Source organism: Uliginosibacterium sp. TH139 (assembly GCF_002855595.1).
GTDB classification, from domain to species: Bacteria; Pseudomonadota; Gammaproteobacteria; order Burkholderiales; family Rhodocyclaceae; genus Uliginosibacterium; species Uliginosibacterium aquaticum.
Map to the genome: position 1 here is coordinate 454084 of NZ_PKRR01000002.1, position 19758 is coordinate 473841.

Here is a 19758-nt window from a genome sequence, read left to right on the forward strand (position 1 = left end):
ACGCACAGGAACCGGAGTTTATGTTGATCAATGAGGATCCCGAGCAGCGCATGAGCCCTCTCAGTGATCAATGAGCGGCCTCGCAGTAAGATCGGGAACAGCTTCTAAGATTTCTCCCCCTCTCATTTCTCGTATTGAAATGAAAAACCGACGCACTTCACCGCGCCGGGCTACGCTTAAAAAATTACCCTGAAGAAAAACAAGACCATGGCTGAAGACAGCAAACGCAGCAAACTCTCCCTTCCCGCCAAAACGGGCGATGCGCCCACCAGCGAGCGCCGCACCCGCGCGCCGCTGCGCGGCTCCAGCAAGCCACGCGCGCCCAAGCCAGCCACCTTCCGCCCACGCGAAGAGAGCAGCGAACGCGCGCCGCGCGAAGGCCGTGGTTCTGACGAGCGCCGCCCCTATGCAGACCGTAACGAACGCGGCGACCGCCCGCGTCGCGATGGCGAACGTCCGGCGCGCCCGGCAGGTGATCGCCCCCAGCGCGATGGGCGCAGTTTTGACGAACGCCGCCCGGCCTATTCCCGCGAGGGCGAACGCCCTCGCCGTGATGATTCCCGCCCCTCCCGCCCTGCTTTCGGTGAGCGCACGCCACGCCCAAGCGGCCCGCGTCGCGAGGAAGATCGCACGGGGTTCAACGGCCGCCTGCCGCGCGAAGAGTTTCGCGGTGGCGCCGGGCGTGGTTTCGATGAGCGCCGCCCGCAAGGGGATCGCCCGCCGCGCCGCGAAGGCGAGCGTCCGTCCTTCGGCGAGCGTCCGGCACGCGGCTTTGGCGAACGTGGAGCGCGACCGGAAGGCCGCGACGAGCGTCGCCCCGCCTATTCCCGCGAGGGTGAGCGCGCGCCGCAAGGCGATCGTCCGCAGCGCAGCTTCCGCGACGACGGCGGTGACCGCCGCTTCGGCAGCGCGGCCAAACCCCGCACCGAAGGCGAACACGGCTCACGCCGCCCGGCCTTCGAAGGCGGCAATGAGCGCCGCCCGGCTTATCCACGTGATGGCGAGCGGCCGGCTTTCAGCCCGGATCAGGAGCGCCGCCCTTATGCCGAGCGTGCCCCGCGCGAAGGCCGCAGCTTCGGCGAACGTGATGGCCACCGTGAAGAACGCCGTCCGGCTTTCCGGGAGGGTGATCGTCCGGCCCGCCCGGCTTTCCGTGACGGCGAACGCTCCCGCCCGGACAACCGTGCCGCGGATGAGCGCCGCCCTTACGCTGAGCGCCCTGCCCGCGATGGCGAGCGCGCAGCCCGCCCGGCCTTCCGCGATGGCGCCCAGGCGCGCCCGGAAGGCCGCAGCTTCGGCAGCGAGCGTCCGCGTCGTGATGAAGCCCCGCGCACTTACGGCGAGCGCCCGCGCCGCGACCTCGATCGCGACGGCCCGGCCCCGGCGCCGAAGTTTGGCGACGACCAGATGCCGGCGGCTCCGCGCGGCACCAGCTTTGGCCGCAGTCGTGCTGAAACTGCGCCCGAACCCGCACCGGAGCGCTACCACCGGCCGGTGCCGCCCGAACGCTTTGCCAACGCCCCGGCCGCCGCACCGGTGGATCAGCCGGGCGCCGTGCGTCTGTCCAAGCTGATGTCGGAACTGGGCCTGTGTTCGCGCCGTGAAGCCGATGACTACATCGAGCGCGGCTGGGTCAAGGTGGATGGCGAAGTGATTGCTGAGTTGGGCGCCAAGGTGCTGCCGACCCAGCACATCGAGCTCAATGCCGTCGCCGAAGAAATGCAGCTGCGCCGCATCACGGTACTGATCAACAAGCCGATCGGCTATGTCTCCGGTCAGGCCGAAGATGGCTACGAGCCTGCTGCCGTGCTGATCACGCCGGAGAATCACTGGGCCGAAGACCCGACCCGCCGCCGTTTCGAATCCCGCATCATCCGCAAACTGGCCCCGGCCGGCCGGCTGGACATCGACTCCACCGGCCTCCTGGTACTGACTCAGGATGGCCGTGTCGCCAAGCAGCTGATCGGCGAAACCAGCGAGGTCGAGAAGGAATACCTGGTACGCGTGGAAGGCGAACTCTCGGCCGAAGGCATGCGCCTGCTGCATCACGGTCTGGAGCTGGATGGTGTCGAGCTGCAACCGGCAAAGGTCAGCTGGCAGAACGAGGATCAGCTGCGCTTCGTGCTGCAGGAAGGCCGCAAGCGCCAGATCCGCCGCATGTGCGAGCTGGTCGGCCTGAAAGTGGTGGGCCTCAAGCGCATCCGGATCGGCAGCATTCCGCTCGGCAAACTCCCCGTCGGCCAGTGGCGCTACCTCGGCGAGCACGAAAAGTTCTGATCGATGTAACTACCGCGCGGTAGCTTCCATTCGCTCAGACGATGGTCTGAATTCCTGTCAAAAAAAGGGCTGCACATGTGCAGCCCTTTTTCATTCGAAAACCCAAGATTTACTGCAGAGGTAAATGCGCGACGCAATCGAGCACGAGTCTGGAGATCAGCTCTGCATCCGGCTCCGGCACGGCCACAGAGGGACGGCCCTTGCTGCCGGTGGCGGTGATGGCGAGCTTGCCTTGCGGATGGCTGACCACGAATTCGTTGGCACACAGGCGGCAATACACTTTGTCGCCATCCCGATGCGTGCGGAACACATTCACCACCGGGCCACAGGCCGGGCACTCCTGCACCGGCACCCCCAGATCCGAGTGACCGAGAATGTGGCTGATCGCGCCGGCTCGGGCCAGCGATACAAAACGCGCGCCGAACTCGGCGTCGAACTCGCTGCCGAGCCCGGCCTCGATGACCTGCAAGGCAGCTTCGAGTGCCAGCGGGCGACGCCAAGGGCGGGTGCTGGTCATGGCGTCGAAGGCATCGGCAACGCCGATGATACGCGCCGGGAGGGGGATTTGGAGGCCCTTCAAACCATCTGGATAGCCCCTGCCGTCCGGCCGCTCGTGGTGATGGCGGATGGCCTCGCCGAGGAAGGCGGCAAGCGGGTGCCCATCGAGCATGCGCACGCCAACGGTGGAGTGCTCCTTGACCACTTCATATTCGGACTCGATCAGGTGCTCCGGGCGCAGCAGCACTGAATCAGAAATTCCGATCTTGCCCAGGTCGTGCAGGAAACCGGCGATCGACACGAGCGCAATAGTCTCCTCGGATTGCACGCTGCCCTCTGCCAGCAGCCGCGCGTAACGCGATACGCGCCAGGCATGGCCCACGGTGTAGGGGTCCCGCGCCTCCACCATCGCAGCCGTAATGAACAGCCCGCTCAGTTCCTGCTCCAGCCTTGCCCGCATGTGCCTCACCTCCGTGTTTGCTGCAGCGCGATCATAGCAAGAGAGACTTACGACAAGATGTGTGAAATCTGCTGTCGCATGCTCGTGGAAAGCCCCGATCCCTCTGCCCTTTGGTGCAGACTATAAATGAACTAAGTCTCCATGCACTGCGGGGCGTGATGAATCGGAATCCAGGTCTTCGCTGGCAGCTCTTCTTGCTGTGGTTTTTATGCGGTACGGCAGGCACGGTGTTGCTCGGCATTTCTCACCCGGAGCTATGGCTGGCGCTCACCGGTACAGCACTGGCCTGGCTGCTACCGGGGGCGCTGATTTCGGTTTGGCTGATCCGCCGCGCCGAGTGCCGCGAGGCTGATGTGCTGGCGTTTTTCCAACGCGTCCTGGATGTGATCCCGCATCCGGTGTATCTGAAAGACGCCGATAGCCGCTACATCCTCGTCAATGACGCCTTCGTGCACGACAAGCGGCGCAGCCGCGAAGCACTGCTCGGCAGCCATGGCATCGAAGCGACGCACGCCGAATCCATCCGCCTGCAGCGGGAAGAGGATCTGGCGGTGCTGGCCGGCATACCGCTGCGCAAGGAAGAGCACAAGACGCACTCCCATACCGGCGCAGAAGTCTTCCGCCTGGTGGCCAAGGGCTGTTGCACAGACAGCGCCGGTGCCCCGGTCATTGTCGGCTCGCATATCGACATCACCGAGCTGCGCCAGGCCCAGCGCGAGCTGGCGGAGGCGGCAGACCGCGAGCGCCAGCTGCGCCGCCGCACCCAAGAATTCACCCAGCGCCTGATCGACGTGATCCCGGCCCCAGTGTATGTCCGCAGCGTCGAGGGCTATTACCTGCTGGTCAATGAGAGCTTCATGCGCGAGCGGGGGCGCAGCATGGAGGAGATCCTGTCGAATCTGGCCTGGGCCAGCGAGGAAACGGCCGAGCGGGTCAAGGCCGAGGATGCCCTTGTGCTGGCCGGCGAGGCGGTGCTCAAGGAAGAACATGTGCCCCATCCGGATACCGGTGCCGAGCGCTTCCGCCTGATTTCCAAGCGCGCCTGCGAGGATACCGACGGCCACAAGGTCATCGTCGGCGCCAACTTCGACATCACGCCCTGGCGCCAGGCTGAACGCGAGCGCCAGTCTGCGCTGGAGCGTGAGCAGGCATTCCACCGCGCCACCCAAGTCTTCATCCAGCGCATTCTCGACATGATCCCGGACCCGGTCTACGTGAAGGATGCGGCAGGGCGTTACATCCTGGTCAATGAAGCCTTTGCCCGCGAACGTGCGATGCCGCCGGAAGAAATCCTCGGCAGCACTGCACTGAACCTGACCGGCGAACTCGAGGCGCGCGAAACCTCACTGCGCGAGGATGCCGAAGTACTGGCCGGCAGCGAGATCTTCAAGGAGCAGCACAGCACCCATCCGGTGAGCGGGGCGGAGGTGTTCCGCGTCGTCTCCAAACGGCGCTCGACCGACTCCGATGGTCAGCCGGTGATCGTTGGCGCGCACTTCGATCTGACGCGCTGGAAACTCGCCGAGCGCAGCCTGCAGCAATCCCTCGAACGCGAACGCGAGTTGCGCGAGCGCGTGCAGACCTTCACTCAGCGCCTCATCGACGTGATTCCGCAGCCGGTGTATGTGAAGGATGCGCAGAGCCGCTACATCATGGTCAACGAGGCCTTTGCCGAGGATCAGCAGCGCCCGGCCAGCGAGCTGCTCGGCGCCACCCCCGAGATGTTCCCGGGCGACGCCGCCCATGTGCAGCTGGTGCGCGAAGAAGATGCACGGGTACTCTCCGGCGAGGTGTTGCTCAAGGAAGAGCGGCGCCGCCATGCCCTCACCGGGCGCGACAGCTACCGCCTGATCTCCAAGCGCAGCAGCCTGGATGCCGAGGGCAACCCGGTGATCGTCGGCGCCAACTTCAATATCACCAGCTGGCGCGAAGCCGAGGAGCGCGCCGCGCGGGCCTCGGAAGCCAAGTCCATCTTCCTCGCCAGCATGAGTCACGAAATCCGCACCCCGCTGTCGGGCGTGATCGGCATGCTGCGGATCGCCTTACGCCGGGAGGCGCTCAGCGAAACTGCGCGTGACAAACTCTCGATCTGCCTCGCCAATGCCGAGCACCTTTTGGCCATCATTAATGACATCCTCGACTTCTCGAAGATCGAGGCCGGCCAGCTGAGCCTGGAGAACATCGATTTCGCGCTGCGCCCCATGCTTGAAGAGGCCATGCAGCCCTTCCAGGTGCACGCCCAGGCCGCCAGCCTGTACTTCCGTATCGAACTGGATCCAGCCCTGCCCAGTGCGCTGCGCGGCGACCCCACGCGCCTGCGCCAGATCCTGATGAATCTGGTCAGCAATGCGCTCAAGTTCACCGAACAGGGCGAAATCTGCTTGCGGGTCCAGAGCCTCATCACCACCGGCGGTCAGTGCACCCTGCGCTTTGCTGTGGAGGACACCGGCATCGGCATCCCGAGCGAGGCGCTACCGCGCCTCTTCGAGCAATTCCAGCAGGCCGACGCCTCCACCACCCGGCGCTACGGCGGCACCGGCCTGGGGCTCGCGATCTGTCGCCAGCTCGTGGATGCCATGGGCGGGCAGATCACGGTGCAGAGTCAGGTCGGCGTCGGCAGCTCGTTCAGCTTCGTGCTGAGCCTGCCGGTGGGCACGCTCGGCGAAGCACCAGAAGCCTCGCCGCTGGCCCCGCATGCGCGCCGCCTGCGCATCCTGTGCGCCGAGGATTCCCCCACCAACCAGCTGATCGTGCAGGATCTGCTCGAAGAGATGGGCCACCATGTGGATATCGTCGCCAATGGTTTCGACGCCATCACGGCCCTCGCCCGCCGCGATTACGATCTGGTCCTCATGGACGGGCGCATGCCGCAGATGGATGGCATCGAGGCGACGCGCGCAATCCGCGCCGGTGGCCTGCCCGAATTCCGCGTGCGCAAACCACACATCCCGATCATTGCGATCACCGCCAACGCCAGCGAGGACGATCGCCAGCAGTGCCTGGACACCGGCATGGATGACTTCCTCACCAAGCCGATCAACGAACACAAGCTCCACACCATGCTTGCTGCATGGATCGAGCGCATCGAGCCGCCGCCGCCCGCACCGCACCGCACCACGCATCACGGCGGCAGTTACACGCCCTCGCCACGCAAGGGGGATTTCGTCACCCGTCTGCGCAGCATGTTTGATGCCGAGCTGCCGCAACGCATCAGCGAAATCGAGCGCGCCATGGATGCGGAAGACTTCACCAGTCTGGCGCGTCAGTTCCACAGCATCCGTGGCGGCGCGGTCTATACCGGCGATGAACACCTGCTCGAGCTGGCCGAGGTGCTCGAAGCCAACGCCGATCAGCACGATCTGCCCAGCGTGCGCAAACTGTGGCCACAGTATCGCCGCCAGCTCGAAGAAACCGTCGCCAGCCGCGCCTCTGCCGAATCCTGAAAGCGGCCCGACCTTGCGGGCAATCAAGCCCGCGCGGGGGGCGCCGTTAAAAAGCGGAAGAACCTTGCTTGCCGGAGCCCGCATGCCCCCTGCCTGGCGTCTGCCCGTACTGAGTCTGCTCGCCGCCCTGCTGCTCGCCAGCCTGCTGTGGCTGCTCGCCCTGCCCGCGCCGCTCAGTCTCGCACTGGCGGCCCTCGGCGCCTGCGCAGTGCCCCTGCTCGGGCGACGCGGGCCACACGAGCAGATCGATAGCGCCGATATGCAGCACTTCGTGCAGCGCCTCATCGACGCGATTCCCCAGCCGATCTACGTCAAGGATGCCGAAGCCCGCTTCCTGATGGTCAATGAAGCGTTCGCCCACGAGCGCCGCCGCCCGGCCAGCGAGCTGATCGGCCTCTCCTCATTCGACCTCTCGCCCAGTGCAGCCATGAGCCAGACCATCAATGACGAGGATCACGCCGTACTGGCCGGCCACGCCGTGTTCAAGGAGCAGCACACCACCTACCCGGTCACCGGCGAGGAGTGCTATCGCCTCGTCTCCAAGCGTCTGTGCCAGGCCCCCAACGGCCAGCCCCTGATCATCGGCGCGCATGTCGACATCACCAGCCTGCGTCAGACCGAGGCGGGCCTGCAGCAGGCGGTGGCGCGCGAGAGCCTGCAGCGCGAACGCATCCAGACCTGGATGCAGCGCCTGATCAACGTGATCCCGCAACCGGTCTATGTGAAGGATGCCAACAGCCGCTACCTGCTGGTCAATGAAGCCTTCTGCAACGATCGCATGCTGGCGGCCGCCGAACTGCTCGGCAAGACGCCCTTCGACCTGGCACGGGATCCGGCTCACGCCCGCAAGGTGATGGCCGAAGATCAGGAAGTGCTCAATGGCGGCAAGGTCTACAAGGAAGAGCTGATCCAGCATCCGGTCACCGGTGAACCACGCTACCGCGTGATCTCCAAGGGCAGCTGCCCCGATGCTGATGGCCACCCGGTGATCGTCGGTGCCAACTTCGACATCACCAGTTGGCGTCAGGCCGAGCAGAACTGGCGCCAGGCCAGCGCCGCCAAATCCCAGTTCCTCGCCGCCATGAGCCACGAGATCCGCACCCCGCTCTCGGGCGTGATCGGTAGCCTGCGCCTGGCCCTGCGAGCGCCCGGTCTCGAAGACGAAGCCCGCAGCTACATCCAGACCGGCCTGGGTAGCGCCGAATCCCTGCTCGCCATCATCAACGACATCCTCGACTTCTCGAAGATCGAAGCCGGCCAGTTGCGCCTCGAGCAGATCGATTTCGAACTCGCCACCACAGTGCGCGAAGCCACCCAGAGCTTCCGCGACAGTGCCCGCGCCCGCGGTCTGGCCTTTGAAACCAGCATCGACCCGCAAGTGCCGCCCTTCCTCAAGGGCGACCCCACCCGCCTGCGCCAGATCCTCATCAATCTGATCGGCAACGCGGTGAAATTTACCGAGCGCGGCAGCGTGACCCTGCGCCTGCGCTGCAGCCCTGCTCCCGAAGGCAGCCTGCGCCTGTTCGGCGAAGTGGAAGACAGCGGCGTCGGCATTCCGCCGGAAGCCCAGGAGCGTCTGTTCCAGGTTTTCCAGCAGGCCGACCTCACTACCACCCGGCGCTTCGGCGGCACCGGCCTGGGCCTCGCCATCTGCCGCCAACTGGTGGAAGCCATGGGCGGCAGCATCAGCCTGCGCAGCCAGCCGGGCCAGGGCAGCTGCTTCAGTTTTGATCTGCTCCTCGCCCCTGGCCGCAGCACGGTCCCCCCGGAAGAAGCGCCGATCACCCCGCACAGCCACCGCCTGCGCATCCTGTGCGCCGAAGACGTACGCGTGAACCAGCTGATCCTGCGCGGTCAGCTGGTTCACATGGGCCACGAAGTCGAGATCGCCGAGAATGGTCGCGCCGCCGTACAAGCGCTGGCCCAGCAGGACTATGACCTCGTGCTGATGGACGGACGGATGCCCGAAATGGATGGCGCCGAAGCCTCCCGTGCAATCCGTGCCGGTGGTCTGCCCGGCTGCGCCGTGCGGAATCCATCGATCCGCATCGTGGCCGTCACCGCCAACGCCAGCGACGAAGATCGCGACTACTACCTCGCCGCCGGCATGGACGACTTCCTCACCAAACCCCTGCGCGAAGACGCCCTCCACACCATCATCAAAGACACCATCGCCGGCCTCGCCACCGAAGGCCGCCTGAATGCACGCCACGCCCTGCGGCAATGAGCAAAGCGATGCCGGCCACGGGCCTCTGCCCGGATCGCCACCCCGCCAGCTGCAGTGATGATGGGCGCCGCAGCGGCTTGCGCCACCTCGGGAAAGCCCGCCCGCTCAGCCACTCAAGCCACTATCCGGGCACGCCGTAATAATCCGTATCGCAGCCCCCGGAGAGATCTGCCCCGGCCATGTCAGCCCTCACGCAGCGCATCCTCGCCCTGCTTGCCCAGAGCCTCGCCCTGGCCCTGATCGTAGCGGCGCTCAATCACGGGCTGGGCGCCGACCACGGCTTCGGCAGCAGCTTCCTGTCGGCCTTTTGTGCCCTGCTCCTGCTCGGCGGCCTGCACCTGCGCCAGGCCTGGTTGCAGCGCGAAGCCAAGCACACCCTGCACTCAGCCCTGGAGCGCGCCGGCCTGTCTCTGCTCCTGCTTGATGCCGAACGCGGCGTGCACCATGCCAATGCCAGCTTCCTCGCACTGGACGAGCGCAATCGCGAGGCCCGCAGCCTGCCGCACTTTGGCGTAGCCTGGCTGCACCCCCTGGAGCGCCACTTCAGTCAGGCTATGGGCAGCAAGGGTCAGTCGGAACCTGAAGAAGTGCTGCTCAAACCTGACGACGGCCGTGAGGCAATGCTCCTGCGCCTGTGCGCGACCCGTGTGAGCGACAGCCGAGGCGAGCCCTGCGTACTGATCAGTGCCGAGAACCTCAGCGCCCACAATCAGACCCTGGCGGCCGCCATCGCCCGCGAGCACGCCCTGCACACGCGCAGCCAGCGTTATGTGCAGACCCTCATCGACGTCATCCCGCAGCCGGTTTACGTGAAAGATGAGGAAGGCCGCTTCGTACTGGTGAACCAGAGCTTCTGCGCCCGCCACAACCTCACGGCCGGGGAACTCATCGGCCAGGCCCGTCAGGTGCTGGACGCCGACATCCTGCGAGCCGAGGATGCCTTGCACGAAGATCTGCGCGTGATGGCCGGCACCCCGATCTTCCGTGAGGAACATCTGCACAAGAATGAGCAGGATCTCTACTTCATCATCAGCAAGCAAAGCTGCGAGGATCCGGAGGGTCGCCGCGTACTGGTGGGCACGCAGGTGGACATTACCCCCTGGCGAACGGCCGAGCAGGCCGTGAAAGATGCGCTGGAGCGCGAAACCGAGCGCCGCGAACGCACCCAGGCCTTCTTCCAGCGCCTGATCGATGTGCTGCCCTACCCGGTTTCAATCAAGAACGCCGAGAGCCGCTACCTGATGGTCAACGAGGCCTTCGCCCAGAGGCGCGGCATGCACCGCGACGCCTTGATCAACCTGACGCCGCATGCCGTCATCGCCGCCGTCATCCCTCAGGACAGCCCCTATCGCGCAGTAGCGCTCCATCATGCCAGCCTGGGGCAGGAGGAAGACCGCCAGGTTCTGGCCGGTCTGCATCTGCGCAAGGAGGAAAACCGGCTCACTGGCCCGAACGGCGAAAGTCGCGACCAGATCGTCACCAAGACGGCCTGCGAAGATCCGGATGGCCAGCGCGTGATCGTAGTCTCCACCTTCGACATCACCGAACTGCGCAATGCCCAGCGCGAACTTCGCGCCGCTCTCGATGCCGAGCATGGCCGCGCCGAACGCATCCAGGCCTTCCTGCAGCGTCTGCTCGACGTGATCCCGGAACCCGTTTATGTGAAGGATGCCGAGGCACGCTACATCATGATCAACGAAGCCTTTGCCAGCCAGCGCCAGCAAACGGCCGCCGAGATCCTCGGCAAAACGGCGCGCGAGCTGGCCCCCAGTCCCGAAGTGGCCGCCCGGGTACTGGCCGAGGATGAAGAAGTCCTCGCCGGCCGGATCATCCGCAACATTGACGACACCCCGCACCCGCTCACCGGCCAGGCACGCTGGCGGCTCATCACCAAGGGCTCTTGCCTCGACCCGGAGGGGCGCCCGGTCATCATCGGAGCGAACTTCGATATCACGGCGGTGCGCGAAGTCGAACGCCAGCTTGCCGCCTCCCTGGCTGCCGAGAAAGACCTGCGCAGCCGCACGCAGGACTTCATCCAGCGCCTCATCGATGCCATCCCGATCCCGATCGGCGTGCGCGATGCGGCAAGCCGCCATATGCACGTCAATGCTGCCTTTCTGAGCGATGCGGGCCTCGCGCGCGAGCAGATCATCGGTCAGCGCATGAGCGACTTTCTCACCGACCCGCTGCAGATCGAATCCTCGCTGCGCGATGACCAGGCCGTGCTGGCCGGGCAAGACCTGTTTGAGGAAAAGCAGGATCTTGGCTTCAGCGGGCAGGATATCCGCGATCTGATTGTCTCCAAGCGTCGCTGCCTGGATGTGGACGGGCAGCCGGTGCTGGTCGTGGCCCAGATCGACGTGAGCTTGCAGCGCGAAGCCGAGCGCCAGGCCCTGGCCCTGATGGCCAACGAGAAATCCCTGCGCCAGCGCACCCAGGCCTTCGTCCAACGCATGATCGACGTCATCCCCCATCCCTTCTTCATCAAGGACCAGGCCGGCTGCTATGTGCTGGTGAACCAGGCACTCCTCGATGAGCTGCAGCTCGACAGTGGAGCCCTGATCGGCCGCCACACCCTGGATATCGCCGCCAGCCCGGACGCCGCCCGCGTGATCATTGAGGAAGAACAGCGCGTGCTGGCCGGCCAGGACATCAGCGAAGAGCGCCACGAACAGCCACTCAACGGCTGTGGCCCGTGGGCGGATCGCATCATCAGCAAGCGTCGCTGCCTCGACGTGGATGGCAAGCCAGTGATCGCCGTGCTGCATCTGGACATTACCGAACATCGCCGCATCGAACGTGCCCTGCAGGAAGCGCTGCAACGCGAAGCCGCCTTGCTCGGTCGCATGCAGGACTTCCTGCAACACGTCATCGACGTATTGCCGCAGGAGTTCTACATCAAGGATGCCGACAGCCGCGTCATGATGGTCAATCCGGCCTACCTCGCACGCCGCGGCCTACTCGATGCCGCAGAAGCCCTTGGCAAGACTGGCCCACAGCTCGGCGCGGATTTCCTCGAACGCCACCCCCGCCTGCAGGCCGATCCGGCCTTGCTCGCCCAAGCCCGCGAAGCGCTGCAGCAGCGCTGGGCCGAAGCACGGAGCGAAGACCAGGAGGTGCTTGCCGGCAAGACCATCCTCAAAAAAGTGGCCCGTAGCCTGCCCGGCTGCTATGACGAGCATGTCGTGGTGATCGCCAAGGCTGGCTGTCTCGACCCCCAGGGGCGCCCGGTCATCGTCTGCGCGAGTTATGACCTGACCGAACTCGATACCCGCAGTCGCGCTGGTGACCCACCCGCCGCTACCGCTCGCGATACCTGAATGTGCGTCTGCAGCATCGAAAACCCTGCCAATTCCCGCAAATTGGCAACACAATCCATCCACTCGTATTGCTGCCAGGGCCACACACCGTGCGCAACCAATCCATCCTGATGCTCGCAGGCCTGGCCGCCCTGATTGCCGCGCTCCTCGCCGTCGGGCTGGAGCTGCCTCCGGCTGCTGCAGCCGTATTGGGCGCACTCCTCGTTGTGCCACTACCACTGGCCCTCGCGCGCCAGCCAAGCCTCCGCCTGGCGGCGCAGCGCGAAGACAATATCGCCGCGCTCGCTGCCTCGCCCCACCCACTACTCCTCCTGGATGCCGAGGGCCAGTTGCTCGCCTTCAGCCGGGGCCTGCACCAACTCGCCGCCCTTCCGCCCGCCGCACACCGACAGCCCATACAGGGCCTGCCAGCGCCCTGGCAGAGCCTGATCGTGGAGCTGCACGCCGAAGCCAGGCGTAATGGCAGCAGTCATCGCCAGCAGTGGTTGGCCCGCGCCGATGGGCAGCCCGCCCTCCAGATCGACGTGCATTGCGTACAACTATGCGGAGTGGATGCCAGTCCGCAGTTGCTGATGACCTGGACGCCACTGCCCCGCCCCGAACCGGCCCTGCACAACGAAGGCCCGCCAGAGCTCGCCGAGCGCAAGCGCGCCTTCCTGCAGACCCTGATCGACGTGATCCCGCAGCCGGTTTATATCCAGCGCCTGGAAGCCGATGGCAGCCACTACCTGCTGGTCAACGAATCCTTCTGCGCCAGCCACAACCGCTCGCGCGAAAGCCTCATCGGCAGCGCCGCGGCCGAGCTGCTCGATCCGCTACAAGCCAATGCCCTGCTGCAGGAGGATCGTGCCATCGCCGCCGGCTCAGTGGTGTTCCGCGAGGAGCAGGCCGTCGATGCCAGCACTGGCCAGGAGCGCATCCTCATCGTCAGCAAGCAATCCTGCCTGTCGCCTGAGGGGGAGCGGGTGATTGTTGGCACCCACTTCGACATCACGCCCTGGCGCCTCGCCGAGCGTGAAGTACACCAAGCGCTCGACCGCGAACGCAGCCTGCGCGAGCGTACCCAGAGCTTCGTCCAACGCATCATCGATGTGATTCCCTACCCGGTTCACGTCAAGGATGCACATTCGCGCTACCTGCTCGTGAACGAAGCCTTTGTGCGCGAGCGCGGCTGCAGCCGCGCCGAACTGCTCGGCCATGATCCGAACCAGATCGCTCGCCTGATGACCGACCACAAGGCCAGCGCACGCGAGGAAGAAAACCTGCGCGCCGAAACCTCCCTGCGTGAAGATCGTGCCGTGCTGGCCGGCGACACCGTGATCAAGGAAGAGCACAACCATCACAGCGTCACCGGCGAGGAGCGCTTCCGCACTGTGTTCAAGTGCGCCTGCGAGGATATCGAAGGCCAGCCGGCAATCGTCACGGCAATGTTCGACATCACCAAGTGGAGTATCGCCGAGCGCGAACTGCAGCAGACCCTAGCCCGCGAAAAGAGCCTGCGCGAGCGCACTCAGGCCTTCATCCAGCGCTTCATCGACGTCATCCCGCAGCCGCTCTACATCAAGGATGCGCAGAGCCGCTACCTGATGATCAATGAAGCCTTTGCCCGCGAATTGCGCCGCGATCGCAGCAGCGTCATCGGCCACAGTTCAAACGAATTGGCGCCCAGTGCTGGAATCGCCGCCGACTCAGCCCGGGAAGACGCGGCCGTACTGGGCGGGGCCGTGATCCTGTGCGAAAAGCGCGATCAACCCTACAGCGGCGCACCGGCGCGTGAGCGCATCATTTCCAAGCGTCTGTGCCTGGATGTGGACGGCCAGCCGATCATCGTCGGCCACCATGTGGACATCAACGCACTGCGCGCCGCAGAGCAGGAACTGCAGGACGCGCGCCCAGGGCCAGCACCCGGATAGGAGCAAGCCCCTCTGCCGGGTTAAAATCGCCAATTCGCGAAAATTCAACCCGGATCCACCCCATGTCGTCCACGCAGGAAAAAGTCGCTTCCCATTACGACCACAGCGCCACCGAAAAAACCGCCCAGCAGTACTGGGAACGCACCGCCGCCTTCAAGGCCGTCGAAGATGCGAGCAAGCCCAAGTACTACTGCCTGAGCATGTTCCCCTACCCGTCGGGCAAGCTGCACATGGGCCACGTGCGCAACTACACGATCGGCGACGTGCTCACCCGCTTCCACAAGATGCGCGGCTACAACGTGATGCAGCCCATGGGCTGGGACGCCTTCGGCCTGCCGGCTGAAAACGCGGCGATTGCCAACAAGGTGCCGCCCGCCAAGTGGACTTTTGAGAACATCGACTACATGAAGGGCCAGCTCAAGTCGCTGGGCTTCGCCATCGACTGGAGCCGCGAGCTCGCCACCTGCAAGCCCGACTACTACAAATGGAACCAGTGGCTCTTCCTGCGCATGCTCGAAAAGGGCATCGCCTACAAGAAGACCCAGACCGTGAACTGGGACCCGGTTGACCAGACCGTGCTGGCCAACGAACAAGTGATTGATGGCCGCGGCTGGCGTACCGGCGCGGTGGTCGAGAAGCGCGAAATTCCCGGCTACTACCTCGCCATTACGCAATATGCCGATGAGCTGCTGAACGATCTGGATACGCTGGACCAGTGGCCCGAGCGCGTGCGCCTGATGCAGGCCAACTGGATCGGCAAGAGCACCGGCGTGCGCTTCGCCTTCCCGCATGAGATCAAGGACGACTCGGGCAATCTGATCAACGACGGCAAGCTGTGGGTCTTCACCACCCGCGCCGACACCATCATGGGCGTCACCTTCTGCGCCGTGGCCGCCGAGCACCCGCTGGCCACGCACGCGGCACAAACCAATCCTGAGCTCGCCGCCTTCATCGCCAAGTGCAAGTCCGGCTCAGTCATGGAAGCCGACATGGCAACCATGGAGAAAGAAGGCCTGCCCACCGGCCTCTTCGTCACCCATCCGCTGACGGGCGAGCAAGTTGAAGTGTGGGTCGGCAACTACGTATTGATGAGCTACGGCGACGGTGCCGTGATGGCCGTGCCGGCGCACGACGAGCGCGACTTCGGTTTCGCGAAGAAATACAGCCTGCCGATCAAGCAGGTCGTTGCAGTCGGAGACAAGAGTTTCTCCACCGACGCTTGGCAGGAGTGGTACGGCAGCAAGGACGGCGCCTGCATCAACTCCGGCAAGTACGATGGCCTCGGCTACGAAGCTGCCGTGAATGCGATTGCCAATGACCTCGCAGCGAAGGGCGCGGGCGAAAAGAAGACCCAGTGGCGCCTGCGCGACTGGGGCATCTCGCGCCAGCGCTACTGGGGCTGCCCGATCCCCATCATCCACTGTGATGACTGCGGCTCGGTGCCGGTGCCGGACGACCAACTGCCGGTCGTGCTGCCCGAAGACTGCGTGCCGGACGGCTCCGGCAACCCGCTGCACAAGCGCCCGGACTTCCTCAATGTGCCCTGCCCGTGCTGCGGCAAGCCCGCGCGCCGCGAGACGGACACCATGGACACCTTCGTAGACTCGTCCTGGTACTACGCCCGCTTCGCCACCCCGGGCAATGACATCGCCATGGTCGACGAACGCGTCAATTACTGGCTGCCGGTCGACCAGTACATCGGCGGCATTGAGCACGCGATTCTTCACCTGCTCTATTCGCGCTTCTGGACCAAGGTGATGGGCGACCTGAATCTGGTCACCTACCGCGAACCCTTCAAGCGTCTGCTCACCCAGGGCATGGTGCTGAACCACCTGTTCTCGCGCCGCTCAGACAAGACCGGCATCGAGTGGTTTGCGCCGGAAGAAGTCGTGCTGCAAAAGGATGACGCCGGCCGCGTCACCGGCGCCACCGCCGTGCGCGATGGCAACCCGGTCGATTACGGCGGTTTCGGCACCATGTCGAAGTCCAAGCGCAACGGCGTCGACCCGAACGCGATGATCGAGCAGTACGGCGCCGACACCTGCCGCTTCTTCATGATGTTCACCGCACCGCCCGAGCAAACCCTGGAATGGTCGGATGCCGGCATCGAAGGTTCCTACCGCTTCCTCAAGCGCGTGTGGGCATTCGGCCACGTTTTCGCCAGCCAGATCAAACCGCAGATCCCCGGCCAGCGCAAACTCGCCAACTCCAAGCTGCCGGACGATCTCGCCGCCTTGCGCCGCGAAATCCACCTGAACCTGAAGCAGGCCAACTACGATCTGGGCAAGCAACAGTTCAACACCGTCGCCTCCTCGTGCATGAAGATGCTCAACGCGCTGGAAAAAGCGCCTCGCGACACAGGCCTCGCTGCCGAAGTCATCGAGGAATGCTTCGGCATCCTGCTGCGCGTGCTCTCGCCGATTACCCCGCACATCACCCACACACTGTGGGCCGACCTCGGCTATGGCGAAGACATCCTCTCCGCCGCCTGGCCCGAGCCGCTGGACGCTGCACTGGTACAGGACGAAATCGAACTGGTACTGCAAGTACTGGGCAAGACGCGCGGCTCGGTGAAGGTGCCGGCTGCTGCTGACAAGGCGACGATCGAAGCCCTGGCCGTGGCATCCGAAGCGGCGCAGAAATTCATGGAAGGCAAGCCCGCGAAGAAGATCATCGTGGTGCCGGGTCGGCTTGTTAATATCGTCGTATGACAACAGGACTGAGGACTGAGGACTGAGGACTGAGCAGAACTTCCCGCCGGCCTGGCCGGCGTTGAGCTCCACTCCCTCGACACTCATTGCTCAGCACTTTTCCCTAAGGAAAAAAATGCTCCGTCGCGCCTTCATTGCTGTCGCCCTGCTTGCTTCGCTCACCGCCTGCGGCTTCCAGCTGCGCGGCGCGCAGTCGCTCCCCTTCGCCACGATCCAGCTGGGCATGAACCCTTACGAGGACTTCACCGCCGCCATCAAGCGCCAGATCGCCACCAGCGGCAGCACCCGTGTGGTCGAAAAGATCGAGGATGCAGAAGTACTGCTGCAAGTCGTACGCAACGAGAAGGAGAAACACATCCTCTCGCTGACCTCCACCGGCACGGTGCGCGAATACCAGCTGCGCCAACGCTTCTCTTTCCGTCTGGTCACCAGGGCAGGCGCAGAGATCATTTCGCGCAGCGATATTTTCGTCTATCGCGACGTGAGCTTCAGCGAAGGTCTCGAACTCGCCAAGGCGCAGGAAGATGCCCTGCTCTATCGCGACATGGAGAACGACATCGTGCAGCAGCTGATGCGCCGCCTCGCCAAGGCCAAGATGCCACCCGCTGCGCCTGAAGCAGCGGCCTCAGTACCAGCCGCCACGGCTTCGGCACCGGCCCGCTGAGCGGAGCACGCTTGAACCTGCGCCCGGAACAACTCGCCGCCCAGCTCCAGCGCGGCCTTGCACCACTTTACGTACTGCATGGCGACGAGCCGCTGCTGGTGATCGAGGCCGCCGACACCATCCGTGCTGCGGCACGTGCGGCCGGTATCACCGAGCGCGAAGTGATCGTCACGCACCAGCATTACCGCTGGGACGAGCTTGGGCTCGCTGCCGGCAACCTCTCGCTGTTCGGTGATCGCAAACTGGTTGATCTGCGTATCCCCAACGGCAAGCCCGGCAAGCAGGGCGGCGAGGCGCTGACCCGCCTGGCGCGCGAGCTCGACCCGCACGCCGCCGATATCACCCTGATTACCCTGCCCCTGCTGGATTGGGCCGCGCGCAAAGCCGTATGGTTCGTCGCGCTGAGCGAGGCCGGCACCGTCGTGGAATGCAATGCACCGGAGCTCGCCCAGCTACCGAACTGGATCGCGGGCCGCCTCGCGCGCCAGCAGCAGAAGGCCCCGGCCGAAGCGCTGGACTTCATTGCCGGCCATGTGGAGGGCAATCTGCTCGCCGCTCACCAGGAAATCCAGAAGCTCGGCCTGCTCTACGAACCGGGCATGCTGAGTCTGGAGCAGGTTGAAGACGCGGTACTACATGTAGCCCGCTACGACACCGAAAAACTGCGCACCGCGCTGCTCGAAGGTGATGCCCCACGCTGCGCCCGCCTGCTTGAAGGCCTCAAGGGCGAAGGCGCCGCCACCCCACTGGTGCTGTGGGGCATGGCCAATGAGATCCGAACGCTTGCCAATGTGCGCGCAGCCATGGATGCCGGTCAGAGTGTGGATGCAGCGCTGAAGGCTGAACGCGTCTTCGGCCCGCGCCAGCAACTCGTCAAACGCGCCGTACAACGCCTCAAGAGCGGTGGCCTGCGCGCCGCCCTGCTGCATGCGGCACGCATAGACCGCCTTGCCAAGGGCATCGGCCGCGGCGACGTATGGGATGAGTTCCTGCAGCTTGCCCTGCGCGTGCGTATGCGCTGAACAAGTAGCCCCCTAAGACGCCAAAGCCCTTTTCTATGGAAATCCCCCACCGGACACAGCGCCGCTCGATGAGCCGCTTCACGGTCTGAGCGCTCTATAGGCGGCTACAGGCAGGGCCGCAGGGTTTCGTCCATACGCTAGCGGATATATGATCTGGGCACCGCCCTCTGCAACAAGGCGCCTCCATGCCGCACCTTCGCACCATCCTGCTCGCCCTGCTCCTGTATCTCGGCGCAACCACCCCGGTCGCCGGCCAGGATCTGCTGCGTATCCTGAGCTGGCCCGGCTATGTCAGCAAGGATGCGATCAGCGCCTTCGAGCAACGTCATCAAGTCAAAGTACAGGTGCAGGAAGTCACCAGCGATGACGCACTGTGGTCGCTCGCCAACGCCGCAAACGGCGGTAATTTCGATCTCATCGCAGTGAATACTGCCGAACTCGCGCGTTATATCGAGGCCGATCTGCTCGCCCCGATCCGCACCGCAAACATTCCCAACACCCGGCGGCAAACGGCCCGTTTCCGCCATCCCCAGAGTATTCCGGGGCTGGTACGCAGCGGTGAGGTGTTCGGGATTCCCTACACCTACTCGGCCATGGGGCTGATCTATAACCGCAAGTTGATCACCATCCCGCCCACCTCCCTCAACGCGCTATGGGATCCACGCTACAAGGGCAAGGTACTGGCCTACGAGGGCAGCACGCATAACTTCAGCCTCGCAGCCCTATCGCTCGGCTACCACCGCCCCTTCAATCTCCAGCCAGAGCAGTTCGGCAAGGTTGTGAAGCGGCTCAAGGCCTTGCGCGAGAATGTGGCGAAGTTCTATGCCACTCCGGAAGAGGTCGTACAGGCCTTCCGAGAGCAGGAGATAGCGCTGGTCTTTGCCAATTACGGCGATCAGCAGATCCAGTTGCTGCTCAAGGCGGGTATGGACATCGGCTACGTGATCCCCAGCGAAGGCGCGCTGGCCTGGCTGGATTGCTGGGCTGTCATGCGCCGGGCAGGCAACCGGGCGCTGGCCGAAGCCTGGATCAACCACACGCTGAGCAAGGATGTGTCGTCCAGCCTCACCCTGCGCGAGGGTCTCGCCAATACGCTCAAGGACAGCCCTCGCCCAGCCATGCCGGACACGGGCAAACTGATCTGGCTGGAGCCGGTGGAAAACAGCGCCCTGCGCAGCAGTTACTGGGAACGCATCGTTACCCTGCCTCCGCGCGGGCATTGA

Annotated in this window: 10 protein-coding genes; 9 read left to right on the forward strand and 1 reads right to left on the reverse strand. The window is 64.7% G+C overall.

Features of this window, described 5'->3' with window-relative positions; all coding sequences use genetic code 11:
- Positions 1-207 precede the first annotated feature (207 nt).
- A complete protein-coding gene (locus C0V76_RS20195; protein ID WP_101941399.1) occupies positions 208-2277 on the forward strand; it encodes a pseudouridine synthase in 2070 nt (689 codons plus the stop codon).
- A 109-nt stretch (positions 2278-2386) separates the two neighbouring features.
- On the opposite strand, the gene C0V76_RS05675 is transcribed toward C0V76_RS20195, so the two are convergent.
- On the reverse strand, positions 2387-3235 hold the full coding sequence (locus C0V76_RS05675) for an HD-GYP domain-containing protein (protein ID WP_101941400.1): 849 nt from the start codon (positions 3233-3235) through the stop codon (positions 2387-2389).
- A 158-nt stretch (positions 3236-3393) separates the two neighbouring features.
- Between C0V76_RS05675 and C0V76_RS05680 the strand changes: the two genes are divergently transcribed.
- From C0V76_RS05680 to C0V76_RS05715, 8 genes are all read left to right on the forward strand, one after another.
- The gene (locus C0V76_RS05680; RefSeq protein ID WP_101941401.1) at positions 3394-6678 is read left to right on the forward strand and encodes a PAS domain-containing protein; all 3285 of its coding nucleotides are present in this window, start codon (positions 3394-3396) and stop codon (positions 6676-6678) included.
- An 82-nt stretch (positions 6679-6760) separates the two neighbouring features.
- Complete coding sequence (locus C0V76_RS05685; RefSeq protein WP_158239151.1) at positions 6761-8905, forward strand: ATP-binding protein; 2145 nt, start codon at positions 6761-6763, stop codon at positions 8903-8905.
- A gap of 179 nt (positions 8906-9084) precedes the next feature.
- Positions 9085-12225 carry a PAS domain-containing protein gene (locus C0V76_RS05690; RefSeq protein ID WP_101941403.1) on the forward strand — a complete coding sequence of 1047 codons (3141 nt, stop codon included), beginning with the start codon at positions 9085-9087 and terminating at the stop codon, positions 12223-12225.
- A gap of 89 nt (positions 12226-12314) precedes the next feature.
- Positions 12315-14138, forward strand: a complete 1824-nt coding sequence (locus C0V76_RS05695) for a PAS domain-containing protein (RefSeq protein WP_143707356.1) — start codon at positions 12315-12317, stop codon at positions 14136-14138.
- Positions 14139-14200: 62 nt separating this feature from the next.
- Complete coding sequence (gene leuS, locus C0V76_RS05700; RefSeq protein ID WP_101941405.1) at positions 14201-16849, forward strand: leucine--tRNA ligase; 2649 nt, start codon at positions 14201-14203, stop codon at positions 16847-16849.
- Positions 16850-16964: 115 nt separating this feature from the next.
- Positions 16965-17513 (forward strand): LPS assembly lipoprotein LptE, encoded by a 549-nt coding sequence (lptE, locus tag C0V76_RS05705; RefSeq protein WP_101941406.1) that lies wholly within the window; start codon positions 16965-16967, stop codon positions 17511-17513.
- Positions 17514-17524: 11 nt separating this feature from the next.
- Positions 17525-18535 (forward strand): DNA polymerase III subunit delta, encoded by a 1011-nt coding sequence (holA, locus tag C0V76_RS05710; protein ID WP_101941407.1) that lies wholly within the window; start codon positions 17525-17527, stop codon positions 18533-18535.
- A gap of 185 nt (positions 18536-18720) precedes the next feature.
- Positions 18721-19758 carry an extracellular solute-binding protein gene (locus C0V76_RS05715; RefSeq protein ID WP_101941408.1) on the forward strand — a complete coding sequence of 346 codons (1038 nt, stop codon included), beginning with the start codon at positions 18721-18723 and terminating at the stop codon, positions 19756-19758.